The organism is Methylobacterium pseudosasicola (assembly GCF_900114535.1).
In the GTDB taxonomy this organism is placed as follows: Bacteria; Pseudomonadota; Alphaproteobacteria; order Rhizobiales; family Beijerinckiaceae; genus Methylobacterium; species Methylobacterium pseudosasicola.
This window is the reverse complement of sequence record NZ_FOTK01000002.1, coordinates 81,537-93,778: the sequence shown is the minus strand read 5'-3', so window position 1 is coordinate 93,778 and position 12,242 is coordinate 81,537. Positions and strand designations below refer to the sequence as shown.

The 12,242-nt window shown below is 70.8% G+C and carries 11 protein-coding genes and 1 pseudogene; 1 reads left to right on the top strand and 11 read right to left on the bottom strand.

What is annotated here, in order from left to right; translation table 11 throughout:
* Positions 1–65 precede the first annotated feature (65 nt).
* The 7 genes and pseudogenes from BM228_RS34460 to BM228_RS02585 form a co-directional block, all read right to left on the bottom strand.
* Positions 66–224, bottom strand: a complete 159-nt coding sequence (locus BM228_RS34460) for a hypothetical protein (protein ID WP_167367636.1) — start codon at positions 222–224, stop codon at positions 66–68.
* A gap of 91 nt (positions 225–315) precedes the next feature.
* Positions 316–1,167 (bottom strand): DUF1206 domain-containing protein, encoded by an 852-nt coding sequence (locus BM228_RS02610; protein ID WP_092036934.1) that lies wholly within the window; start codon positions 1,165–1,167, stop codon positions 316–318.
* Between the two features lie 123 nt (positions 1,168–1,290).
* Complete coding sequence (locus tag BM228_RS02605) at positions 1,291–1,632, bottom strand: hypothetical protein (protein ID WP_092036933.1); 342 nt, start codon at positions 1,630–1,632, stop codon at positions 1,291–1,293.
* Between the two features lie 62 nt (positions 1,633–1,694).
* Positions 1,695–2,258, bottom strand: coding sequence for a Uma2 family endonuclease (locus tag BM228_RS02600; protein ID WP_092036931.1), 564 nt, complete (start codon positions 2,256–2,258; stop codon positions 1,695–1,697).
* A gap of 61 nt (positions 2,259–2,319) precedes the next feature.
* A pseudogene (locus BM228_RS02595) lies at positions 2,320–2,863 on the bottom strand (Uma2 family endonuclease).
* Between the two features lie 57 nt (positions 2,864–2,920).
* Complete coding sequence (locus tag BM228_RS02590; RefSeq protein WP_092036929.1) at positions 2,921–4,084, bottom strand: M23 family metallopeptidase; 1,164 nt, start codon at positions 4,082–4,084, stop codon at positions 2,921–2,923.
* A gap of 76 nt (positions 4,085–4,160) precedes the next feature.
* Positions 4,161–4,628 carry a peroxiredoxin gene (locus BM228_RS02585; protein ID WP_092036927.1) on the bottom strand — a complete coding sequence of 156 codons (468 nt, stop codon included), beginning with the start codon at positions 4,626–4,628 and terminating at the stop codon, positions 4,161–4,163.
* 176 nt (positions 4,629–4,804) lie between these two features.
* Here BM228_RS02585 and BM228_RS02580 point away from each other — a divergent pair, with 176 nt between their 5' ends.
* The gene (locus BM228_RS02580; RefSeq protein ID WP_092036925.1) at positions 4,805–8,263 is read left to right on the top strand and encodes a YhdP family protein; all 3,459 of its coding nucleotides are present in this window, start codon (positions 4,805–4,807) and stop codon (positions 8,261–8,263) included.
* A gap of 215 nt (positions 8,264–8,478) precedes the next feature.
* On the opposite strand, the gene BM228_RS02575 is transcribed toward BM228_RS02580, so the two are convergent.
* The 4 genes from BM228_RS02575 to BM228_RS02560 form a co-directional block, all read right to left on the bottom strand.
* The gene (locus tag BM228_RS02575) at positions 8,479–9,252 is read right to left on the bottom strand and encodes a ferredoxin--NADP reductase (protein ID WP_092036923.1); all 774 of its coding nucleotides are present in this window, start codon (positions 9,250–9,252) and stop codon (positions 8,479–8,481) included.
* A 241-nt stretch (positions 9,253–9,493) separates the two neighbouring features.
* Complete coding sequence (locus BM228_RS02570; protein ID WP_092036921.1) at positions 9,494–10,444, bottom strand: ring-cleaving dioxygenase; 951 nt, start codon at positions 10,442–10,444, stop codon at positions 9,494–9,496.
* A gap of 187 nt (positions 10,445–10,631) precedes the next feature.
* Positions 10,632–10,859 carry a hypothetical protein gene (locus tag BM228_RS02565; protein ID WP_092036919.1) on the bottom strand — a complete coding sequence of 76 codons (228 nt, stop codon included), beginning with the start codon at positions 10,857–10,859 and terminating at the stop codon, positions 10,632–10,634.
* 48 nt (positions 10,860–10,907) lie between these two features.
* Positions 10,908–12,200: a M16 family metallopeptidase gene (locus BM228_RS02560; RefSeq protein ID WP_092036917.1), complete on the bottom strand. Its 1,293-nt coding sequence runs from the start codon at positions 12,198–12,200 to the stop codon at positions 10,908–10,910.
* Between the last annotated feature and the right edge of the window lie 42 nt (positions 12,201–12,242).

The window sequence follows — 12,242 nt, the reverse complement described above, 5'->3', positions numbered from 1 at the left end:
CCGCGGCATCCGCCCTGTCAACGCGGGGCCGGACGCCGCGGGGGGCGCCCAGCCGGTGGATCGTCCTACTTGACGATCGCGCCGGAGAACCCGGTCTTGAAGTTCTTCTGGTAGGTCCGGCCCTTGAGCGGGTAGACCTTATCGACGAGCAAGGTCTTGACGCGCTCGTTGAAGTCTTCGGTCGTTACGGTCTGCGCCTTACCCGTAATCAGAGTCCTGGCCATAATCGTCTCCGCGTCGTCGCCCAGGGCACGGTATTGCGCGGAGGGTGAACTCTACATGGGGCATGGGCGACGATTTACAAAGACTTATCTTTCAGGTGAGCGCCCGGACGGCCGCTCCGGCCGCGTCGTCGACCCGGTCGATGTCGGGGGCGTCGATGTGCCGGTAGCGGGCCTGGATCAGTCCGAAGGCTCCGAAGGCGGCGTGGCCGGCCGCGACCAGGGCGAGCAGAATCCAGCCATAGGGCTGGGCGCGCAGCAGCGCGAAGGCCTCGGTCAGCCCCTTCGCCTCCGACGAGCGCTGGTGCCAGGCCGCCGCCACCAGGAAGCCGCCAATGATCAGGAAGGCGATGCCCCGGGCCGCGTAACCGAAGCGGCCGACCGGGCCGGCCCAGCGGTCGCGGGCCTGAGCGTCGAGGGACAACCGGTCGGTCACGTCGCCCCGCCAGGCCTTGCCGAGGAAGCCGAAGCCGCCGCCGATCACCCCAAGGCCGCCGAGCGCCACGAGCCAGCGGCCGAAGGGTTTTGCCAGGAGCCAAGCGGTGCCGTCATGCACGCCGTCGCCGCCGCTCATGCCGAGACCGAGGCTGAGTGAGGCCGCGCTGACGGCGAGGCCGAAATAGATCGCGGCGCTGATCAGGTGGGCGCCGCGCACGGTCAGCCCCTTGGCCGAGGTGCCGCGCCGGTCGGCATCGGTGACGCCTTCCACCAGGCGCCAGAGCGCGAAGCCGGCGAGACCCAGAGCGATCAGCCCGACCAGGACCGCGCCGAACGGGCCACCCAGGACGGCGCGCAGGGCGTCCTTGCTGTCGCCGGCCCGGCCGCCCTGGCCGATGGCGGCGAGCAGCGCCAGGGCGCCGACCACGATGTAGACGATCCCGCGGGCGCCGTAGCCGAGGCGGGCGATGCGCTCGATGGTGTTGCGCCCACCGGGGAGGGGGTTCATGCGCAGCACCGGGCGGGGCGGAGTTCTAGGTTCAACACGAGCGGCATCCGGTGGGGTGGGACCGATCAACGCCGGGACGCCCGGACCCGATCCGTTGCCGGCTCTGTGCTTCGACGCCTCAGATCACATGGGCGTCCGCTCCGCGCGGCCGGCCAGGGCGACGTAGAAGCCGAGGCCGTCCTGGGCCGGCAGGGTATGCAGGCGCTCGATCAGGCCGCGGCGCTTCGCGTCGAGGAGCAGGCGGCCCGCCGGCTGGAACAGGGTCTCGCCGCCGCCCTCCGGGGGCGGGTCCAGGCGGATCGCCACGGTCTTGCCCTTGGCGAAGCGGCTGCGCTCCAGCATGTCCTTGAGGGACGCCTCCGCGGTCGCCCGGTTGGCGCCGCGCAGGTCGAGCACGGATTCCGCGTCCGTCACGCCGAGGGCGCCGCGCAGCTTGGCCGCGTAGAAATCTTCGAAGTGGGGCAAGTCGGTGCCTTGAAGCTCTGCTGGGCCGGACGAACCGGCGCGTTGCGGTCGGGTGCGGGGCCTCAGATGGCGAGACCGCGGTAGATGTCGCGCACCGGCACGGTGCCGTCGAGTTCCGGCAGCGCAAGGCTGCCGTCGAGGCCGAGCGCCTGGACGCCCCAGTCCTCGGCCTCCCGGCGCCACAGCTCAACGCGGACCTCGTCGGAATAGACGATCAGCAGGACCTTGAGGCTCGGCACCGTGCGGTAGAAGTCGATCTTACGGCCCCGGTCGAGGCTCATGGTCGAGGGCGACAGCACCTCGGCGACCAGCAGCGGATCCTCGGCATAGCCGTCCGGCAGCGGCGGCCCGCAGCGCACCACCACGTCGGGGATCGGCACGAAATCGTCCTGCGCGGGGCTGACGATCCCGAGGCCCGGCATGGCACGACAGCCTTTTCCATCCGCGAGGTCACCGATCCGGCGGATCAGATTGGCGACGATCGCCTGATGCCGCTCCCGCGGCGGCGACATGAGCACGGGCTCACCGTCGAGGAGTTCCCAGCGCTCCGCATCCGGGCGGCCCTCCGCCCATCGCTTGAACTCGGCACATCCCATGCGCGTGTCGCGCCGCGCGGCCACAGCCATCGCCGCCCTCCGATCCCGATGCGATGGTAGCACCCGCAATGGCGCCCGCAACAGCACCGGTTCAGAAGGCCACCCGGGCGTAGGCCTCACCCACCGGCAGAGCACCGCCGAGTTCCGGCAGGGCAATGGATTCGCCCGGCCCGGCGACCCGCTTCGTCCAGCCGGCATCCCGGCGCCAGACCTCGATCCGGGCCTCGTCAGAATAGACAATCAGCAGGGTCTGAAGGCTCGGGACGGTGGCGTAGAAAGCGAGCTTGCGGCCCCGGTCGTTGGTCATGGTGCCCGGCGAGAGCACCTCGGCGATCACCAGTGGGTCGTCGATGTAGCCGCTGGGCGGCATCGACCCGCAATGGACCACCACATCCGGGTAGGGCGCGTAATCGTCCATCGCGTCGCTGAGGATCGCGAGGCCCGGATACGCGCCGCAACCGCGCCTCTCGGCCAATGTGTCGAGGTGCCGCAAGATATTGAGGACAATGCGCTGGTGGCGCGCTCGGCGGCGCCATCAGCACCGGCTCCCCGTCGAGCAATTCCCAGCGTTCCTCGTCCGGACGCGGCTCGACCCAGCGCCGGTACTCGGCGACGCTCATGCGCCCAGCCTGCATCGCGGCCTCCGATCGGACGCACGACGATATCACGGGCCGAAAAAGTCCGGCACCAACTCAGTCGGTTGCGAGCGCCGCCGCGAGGTCGCCGCCGGCTTCGAGGAAGCGCTGCGGATCGACCGGCTCGCCGTCGATCCGGGTCTCGTAATGCAGGTGCGCTCCGGTGGAGCGCCCGGTGGAGCCGACAGCGCCGATCACGTCCCCCGCGGCGACGCGCTGGCCCGGGCGGACGAGAATGCGGGCGAGGTGGCCGAATCGGGTGACCACGCCGTGGCCGTGGTCGATCTCGACCATGTTGCCGTAGCCGCCGGCATAGTCCGCGGCGCTGACCCGGCCGGGCGCGGTAGCGCGGGCGGGCTCGCCGGCCTCGGCCTTGAGGTCGAGGCCGGTATGGAGCGCCAGCCCCCGGGTGAACGGGTCGAGCCGGGTGCCGAACGGGCTCGACACGACAGGCTCGCCGCTTGTCGGCCGGGCCAAAGGCAGCGCGGCGGCGAGCCGGTGCAGGCGCTCGCCGTCGCCGAGCGTGCGGCGGGCGAGATCCACGCCGCTCTCGAAGCTGTTGGCGAAGCCGGTCCCGTCCAGGGCGCGGGCATCGAGGGGGACCAGCGGGCCGCCGGTGCCGGCGGTTGCGGGGTCGAGGCGATCGGGGTCGAGGCCGGTGCGGCCGATCAGCCCGCGCAAGCGCCGGACCGTGTCGCCGGCCCGCTCGACCACCCGGGCGAGGCGCTCGCCCTGGGCGGCCCGCAGGCCGTCGAGGCGCGCCTCCAGGCGGATCAGGCCGGTCTCGGCCTCGATGGCGCTCCGGCGGGGGAGGGCGGGGAACCGGTGCGGGGCGCCCGCCTCGGCCGGGCGCAGGCCGAACCCGTCCTCGGTCTCGTCCGGGCGCTGCAGTGCGCCGGTGGTGAGCGGATCGTTGGTCGGGGCGCCGAGGCCGGCCAGGGCCGCCTGGCGCCGCTCCAGCTCGGCCTGACGCTCCAGGGCCGCCGCGACCCGCTCGGCCAGGCGCGATTCGGTGCCGGCCCGGTCGCGGCCCGCCCGGTCGAGCCGGTCCTGCAGCTCGGCGAGCCGCGCCTCGTAGGCGTCCCGCATCGCCCCCTGCCGAGCGACGAAGCCGGCGAGCACGTCGTCATGGAACACGATCAGGTAGGAGGCGCCGAGCGCCCAGATCAGGGCGAGGGCGAGCCCGGCGGCGAGGATTTTTGGTAGCGGCGGGCGATGCATCAAGACGGCCCCGTGGGAGCCGCCATTCAGACCCGATTAGGGTTAAGGATCCGTCGCGCCACGCGCTTCCGCCCGGTCAGGGCAGCGCCCGGGCGGCCTCCAGCACGGCCTCGGCGTGGCCGGGCACCTTCACCTTCGGCCAGATCTTCGCGATGCGCCCCTCCCGGTCGACCAGCACGGTGGTGCGCTCCACGCCCATGTACTTGCGCCCGTACATGCTCTTCTCGACCCAGACCCCGTAGGCTTCCAGCACGCCCTTGTCCTCGTCGGAGGCGAGGGGGAAGGCGAGGCCGTACTTGCCGCAGAACTTGTCGTGGCTCTTCACCGGGTCCGGCGACAGGCCGATCACCTTCGCATCGGTCTCGGCGAAGGCCGGCAGCAGGCCATTGAAGTCCTGCGCCTCAAGGGTGCAGCCGCTCGTGTCGTCCTTCGGATAAAAGTAGAGCACGATCTTGTGACCCTTGAGCGTCGACAGCGCGATCCTGCCTCCGCCGGAGGCAGGAAGATCGAAATCGGGGGCCGGATCGCCCTCTGACAATGGCATCGTGCCTTCCTTTCGGCCGATTGATGGTGTGCAGTCCCGCCGTGCGCGGCAGCACCATGAGGTTGCGCCGCGCCGCCCGACCAGAACTCGGAGTCACGCCCGCTGTAAAGCGCGGCCGCGCTTCGATCCACCGGCCGCGGAGTTCCGCGTGCGAAGCCCCCGGAACAAGGGTCCCGATGGCGGACGAGACGACCTTGGCAGGCAAGCCTCGGGGGAGGGCACGGCGTTGGGGCGGGTTCTGCCTCGTCGGCGCGCTCGCCCTGGTGCTGCTCGTCGGCGGCGGCATCGCCCTGGCGGTGCTGCGCCTGTCGAACGGCCCGCTACAGATCGACGGCCTGTCGCGCCGGGTCGCGGCCGCGGTGGCCGAGCGGATCGGGCCGGGCTGGAGCATCGGGATCCGCGGCAGCAGCCTCGAGCTCGACCGTGAGAACGCCCTGAGCCTGCGCTTCTCCGGGCTCGACATCCGCAATCCGCAGGGTGACCTCGTGGTCCGGGCGCCGCTGGCCCTGGTCAGCCTCGATCCCTGGGGCCTCCTGCATCTCAACCTGCAGCCGCGCTCGATCGAGTTCCGCGAGACCCAGACCACCGCCCTGGTGCATCGGGACGGCTCCATCGCCTTCGCGGCCTCCGAGGCCAATCACCCGGTCGATATCGAGCCGCACACGCTGCCGAGCGTGGACGACGCCCGGGGCAAGGTCTCGCCGCTCTCGGCAACGGTGGCGTCGATCTTCGGCGTGGTGCTGGATTCCAGCGGCATCGTCGGCGCCCTCGACCGCGCCCGCCTCACCGATGCGCGCCTGCGGCTGATCGACGATGATGGCCGCGAGCGCGCGGTGTTCGCCCGGGTCAACGGGCTGTTCGGACGCGATCCGGTCAACGGGACACGCAACTTTGAGTTGCGGCTCGACGGCCCCCATGGCGAGTGGCGTTTCGGCGGCTCCCTGCGCGAGGGCGGCGAGGGGCAGACGCGCTCCGGCGTGATCACCCTCGACGACCTGCCGGTGCCCGACCTGCTGCTGCTCTCGGGCCAATCGAGCCTGCCGCTGACCACCGATCTCAAGCTCTCCGCCCGGGCCGATGTCAGCCTGGCGGCCGGGCGGATCAAGACCATGAGCGCCAAGGTCCATACCGGGGACGGCACCTTCCTGATCGAGGAGAAGGACTTCAACCCGGTCACGGTCGAGAGCCTGGACGCGACCCTGAACTGGGACGAGGCCGGCCGGGTCATGGAACTGACCGGCCTGGATTACCGGGGGGCCGGCAACGCGGTCCACCTGACCGGCGCCTGGAACGGCAGCCCGCAGGACGCCGCCACGGCCTGGACCGCGACGCTGGCGAGCCGCGACGCTGTGTTGCGCGGGGCGACCCCGCAGGACGCGCCGGTGAAGATCGACGCGCTGGACGCGCAGCTCACCGGCCGCGACGGCGGCATCGCCATCGATGCGCTCAACGTGACGGCGCCGGGCGTCCAGGGGGTGATCACCGGCACGATCGGCACCACTGCCGACGAGGGCGGCCTGACCCTGCGCATCCTCGGCCATGACGGCGAGGTCCGGACCGGGCTGCGCCTGTGGCCGGAGCATATCGCGCCGCCGGCCCGGACCTATCTGGTGGACCAGCTGCGCCGCGGCCGGATCGATGCCGTCGATATCCGCGTGAAGATGTCCGGAACGGTGCTGGCCGCCGCGACCAAGGGCGAGCCGGCCCCGGACGACGCCGTGCACATCGATTTCCGCGTCTCGGACGCGGCGCTGGACGTCACTGCCGACGCGCCGCCGGTGGTGAAGGGCAATGTCTCCGGGACCATCACCGGGCGCTCGACCACGGTGCGCAACGTCACCGCCGAGGTCCACGGCCCGGACGGCCGGGGGCTCACGGTCACGGACGGCAGCTTCGTGATCCCGCAGATCACCCCGGACCGGGTGGTGGCGCAGATCGGCATGCGGCTCTCCGGGGGTGCCGACGGCATGGCCTCCGTGCTCCAGGCGAAGCTGTTCAAGAGCCTGATGAGCGTCGATCTCGACCCAGCCACGATCAAGGGCAACGCCGACCTGCGGGTCGACTTCCCCCTCGACCTCAAGCACGTGCCCGACCTGCCGAACCTGCCCGTGACCCTGTCGGGGACGCTCTCCGACCTCTCGGTCGACAAGGTGATGGGCAAGGACCGCCTGGATTCGGGCAAGTTCTCCCTGCTGTACGACCGCGGCGCCTTCACGCTGAAGGGTGACGGCCGGGTCGCGGGGGCCCCCATCTCCGTCGACATGCGCCAGCCCAAGGTCGGCCAGCCCGGCGAGGCGGTGGTCAACCTCGCCCTCGACGATGCGTTGCGCGGCAAGAAGGGCCTGCCGACGGCGCCGCAGCTCTCCGGCACGATCCCGGTCCGCGCCGTGGTGCCGATCGGCCGGGCGGGATCCGGCAAGCCGCCGATCCGGGTGGAGGCGGATCTCGCCAAGGCCGGCATCGACGGGCTGGTGCCCGGGCTGACCAAGCCGGCGGGCAAGCCGGGGCGCGTCAGCTTCACGCTGGTCGACAGCGGCCAGAGCCTCGAGCTGCGCGACTTCGCCCTCGATGCCGCCCCGGCCGCCGCCCGGGGCAGCGTCACGATCAGCCCGGAGGGCGGCCTGGAGCGCGCCGACCTGACGAGCCTCAAGCTGTCGCCGGGGGACGACCTGCGGGTCAGCCTCGACCGCAACGGCAACGGCTACAAGATCGTGGTCCGCGGCGCGGTGGTCGATGCGCGGCCGTTCCTCAAGTCGCTCGGCGGGCCGGATGCCAAGGGCGGCAAGGAGGCGAAGGAGACTAACCCGAAGGATATCGACGCCGACATTCAGGTGCCGATCGTGGCGGGCTTCAACGACGAGGCGCTGACCAACGCCAACCTGCGCCTGTCACTGCACGGCCGAACCCTGCGGGCCGCCAACATCACCGGCCGGTTCCGGGCGGCGCCGTTCGCCGCCACCGTCACGCGGGGCGAGCGCGGCGTGCCGACCCTGGCGGTCGAATCCGCCGATGCCGGCGCGACCCTGCGCTTCGTCGACGTCTACCGGCGGATGTATGGCGGCCGGCTCAATGCCGGGATCGGCCTCAACGACGGGCCGCAATCCGGCGTCGTGCAGATCCGCGACTTCTCGCTCCGCAACGAGCCGGCCCTGTCGAGCATCATGGCGCAGGGGCCGGAACCCGCCGAGACCGACTCGGCCCGCGGCCGCCGGATCGCTCCGGGCCGGGCGGCCGGCGACGTCACCTTCGACCGGATGCGGGCGAATTTCGTGCGCACCGGCAGCCGGGTCGATTTCAGCGACGCGGCGATCTCCAACGCCGCCATGGGCTTCACCCTGTCGGGCTGGCTCGATACCGGCCGGGAGCGCACCGACATGAACGGCACCTTCGTGCCGCTCTACGGGCTCAACAACGTCGCCTCGCAATTGCCGCTGCTCGGGCCGCTGCTCGGCGGCGGGCACAACGAGGGTCTGTTCGCGGTCAATTTCCGCGTCTCCGGCAAGCTCGCTTCCCCGGACGTGAGCGTGAACCCGCTCTCGGCCATCGCCCCGGGCTTCCTGCGCAAGCTGTTCAGCGCCGGCGGCGGCGGCCCCTTCGCGGACGGCGTGCCGGCGGTGCCGCAGGGCGAGCGGTAGCGGCATCCCGTCCCGCGGCCCGTTTTCGTGCCGAACCGTCATTGCGAGCGCAGCGAAGCAACCCAGCGCAGCGCGCGTTTCCCGAACGTGGCGGATCCCTGGGTTGCTTCGCTGCGCTCGCAATGACGAACGGGCGAAGATGAACCCTGCTGCGAAGACACAAAAAAGCCCGGCGCGGCGGACCGCACCGGGCTGAACGCAAAATCCCCAAAAACCTACTTCTCGACGAAGGCTTTCTCGATCACGTAGTGGCCGGCTTCGCCGTGGTTGCCTTCCTCGTAGCCGCCGGTGCTGAGCAGCTCGCGAGTGTCGCGGATCATGTCGGGGCTGCCGCAGAGCATGAAGCGGTCGTTCTCAACCGACATGGCCGGCAGGCCGATATCCTCGAACAGCTTGCCCGAGACCATCAGGTCGGTGATCCGGCCGCGGTTGCGGAACGGCTCACGGGTCACGGTCGGGTAGTAGATCAGCTGGCTCGAGATCATGTCGCCCAGGAACTCGTGCTTGGGCAGGGTCTCGGTGATGGTCTCGCCGTAGGCCAGTTCCTGAACCTGGCGGCAGCCATGGACCAGGATCACCTTCTCGAACCGCTCGTAGCTCTCCGGATCCTTGATGATCGACAGGAACGGGGCCAGCCCCGTGCCGGTGCCGAGCAGATAGAGGTTGCGGCCGGGCAGCAGGTTGTCGAGCACCAGGGTGCCGGTGGGCTTCTTGCCGACGATGATCGGGTCGCCGACCTTGAGGTGCTGGAGCTTGGAGGTCAGTGGGCCGTCCTGGACCTTGATCGAGAAGAACTCCAGCTCCTCCTCGTAATTGGCCGAGACCACCGAATAGGCGCGCAGCAGCGGCCGCCCCTCGACCTCGAGGCCGATCATGGTGAACTCGCCGTTGCGGAAGCGGAACGCCGGGTCCCGCGTGGTGCGGAACGAGAACAGGTTCTCGGTCCAGTGATGCACCGACAGAACGCGCTCCTCGTAGAACTTGCTCATCGACGGATCAGTCCTCGAATCCTCTAATGCTCGGCCCATGCCCCCGGCGATTCGGGGCGCATGAGGTTCGGCGGATCGCCGCCGCCCCGCGGGCGCGGGGTCGGACCCCGCGCGTCGGCGCGCCGGGATCCGGATGTCATACCCATATCGGCTGCTTCTTTCGCAGTTGCAGCACGCCCGTCAAGGCGCGCCAGGATCACACCTGGCGAAGAAGTGAATGGCCTGGAATCGTTCGAATATTTTAACCCGCGATCACCGGCCGGAGCGGCTTCAGCCCCGCCTCGATGGCAGCCCGGCGCGGCTCCAGGAACGGCGGCAGGGCGAGGCGCGCGCCCAAGCTCTCCAAGGGCTCGTCGGCGGTGAAGCCCGGACCGTCGGTGGCGATCTCGAACAGGATGCCGTTGGGCTCGCGGAAATACAGGCTGCGGAAGTAGTAGCGGTCCACCGGCCCGCTGCTCGGCACCCGGGCGGCCTTCAGCCGGTCGGCCCAGGCCTCGTAATCCGCGTCGGGGATGCGGAAGGCCACGTGATGGACCGCGCCCGCGCCCTGCTGCGCCGGCGCGGACGCATCGGCCAGGAGCTGAATCTCGGCAGCCGGGCCGCCGGGGCCCATGGCGTAGACCTCGACCGGACCGTCGCCGGTCTCGAAGCTGCGCACCCGGCGCATGCCGAGCAGATCGGTCAGCACCGCGGCGGTGCGGGCCGGATCCGGCACGGACAGGCGGATCGGGCCCAAGCCCCGGATCTGGTAGGCCACCGGAACCGGGGAGGCGTCCCAGGGATGCTCCGGGCCGGTGCCGCCGTCATCGACCAGGGCGAGCCGTTGGCCCTCGGGATCCTCGAAATCGACGGTGAGGCGGCCGTCGCGCAGGGCGGGCTCGGCCAGCACGGTGCCCGCCTCGCGCAGGCGTGCGTGCCACCATGCCACCGCGCTCTCGCCCGGCACGCGCAGATGGGTGCGGGAGATGCTGTTCGACCCCCGCCGCTCCCGGGGTGCCGGCCAGTCGAAGAAGGTGATGTCGGTGCCGGGGCTCGCCAGCCCGTCCGCGTAGAACAGGTGATAGGCCGAGACGTCGTCCTGATTCACGGTCTTCTTCACGAGCCGCAGGCCGAGCGTGCCGGTGTAGAACGCCACGTTCTCCGCCGCGCGGGCGGTCACCGCGGTGAGGTGATGGATGCCGGTGAGCTGCATGGTTTTGTGGGGGTCCCGCTCCGATGCGCCTCAGGTAGGGTTCGGCCGCCGGCGTTGCGAGCACACGGCTGGAATGCAGTGGGCGTACGGGGGCAGTAGGCTTCGGGACAAGGGATAAGTCTGCACAGCAACCCGGAATGCGAGGCGCTGTCGATCTGCTGCAGGGCGCGCCTTTGAAACCGCAGCCTCAACGGCGGTATTTGGACAGGACGACGTCGACCTCGGCCTCAGTCGCGAAATCGCCGCGCGCCCTTTCAGCCTGCGCCTCGATCAGGTCGGCCTCTTCGTCCGGTGTCAGCGCGATCACCGTATCGTCCCCGCCCGCATAGGCGAGCACCCTGCGGGCGATCTCGTCCTGCACCTCGGGGGACAGCGCGCGGGCGGTCTGCACCGCGCGATCCAGAAGCTCGGTCATGACCGCATTCTGCACCCGATCGCCGCCGGAAAAAAGCGGCCCGGACCCTCAGAGCCCGACCGGCCGGCCGGCGGCGACCACCAGCATCCGGCCATCCGCAAAGGTCCGGGCGGCGGCGCGGCGGATGTCGACCTGGGTCACGGCCGAGACCAGGGCGTTGCGGCGGGCGATGTAGTCCATGCCCAGCTCCTCGAAGGCGATCTGCACCAGCTGGTGGGCGATCTTGGTCGAGGTGTCGAAGCCGAGCGCGTAGGAGCCGGTGAGGTAGTCCTTGGCCTTCTGCAGCTCGTCGTCGTCCGGCCCGTCCGTGATCAGCCGGCCGATCTCGTCGCCGATCACCGACAGGGCCTCGCCGACGCGCTCGTTCTTGGTGGCGGTGTAGCCCCAGGTCATCGCGGCGGAGCGGTGGCTGACCAGCGAGGTCCCGACCGAGTAGGCCAGCCCGCGCTTCTCGCGCACCTCCTGGAACAGGCGCGACGTGAAGGCGCCGCCGCCCAGGATGTGGTTGAGCACGTAGGCCGGGATGAAGTCCGGGTCGCGCCAGGGCACGCCGGCCATGCCGAAGCGGATCACCGATTGCGGCACGTCGAGATCGACGACGATGCGCCGGCCGAGATCCTGCACCTCGGTGCGCGGCACGGCCTTCAACGCCCCGGCCTCGGGCAGGGAACCGAAGGCGCGGTTCAGGCCCTCGGCCAGCTGCTCGGCCCCGATGGCGCCCACCGCCGCGACCTTCACCCGGCCACGCCCGATGATGCGGGCATGCATGGCCAGGAGGTCGTCCCGGGTGATCGTGGTCACGCTCTCGACCGTGCCCGAGGAGGGCCGGGCATAGGGGTGGCCGGCGAACGCCTCCTTGAAGAACCGGCGCGAGGCCAGCACGCCCGGATCGTTCTGCTGGTAGCGCAGGCCGGCGATCACCTGGCCGCGGACGCGCTCGATCGCGTCCGGGTCGAGGCGCGGCTTGGCCAGCGCCAGGGCGAGGAGGGCGATGCCCTCGTCGGCATGCTTGACCAGCATCTTGAGCGAGCCGCCGATCGCGTCGGGGCCGGCATGGAAGGACAATTCGATCGCCCGGGCGGCCAGCCGCTCCTGAAAGGCGTCGGAGGTCAGGTCGCCGGCGCCCTCGTCGAGGAGCCGAGCCAGCATCTGGGCGCAGCCGGCCTTGCCGGCCGGGTCCTGGGCGGCGCCGCCCTCGAACGTGAAGGCCAGGGCGATCATCGGCACCACGGGGGATTCGACGTGCCACGCCTCGATGCCGGCGGCGGTGGTCACCGGGAGCGCCGTGGTGGGGGAATTGGCGGGGGCTGCGGTGTCGACCAAGTTCTCGGCGACGCTCATGGGAACCTCTTTTTTTCTCGTCACGGGCGGCGGAGCCGGTCG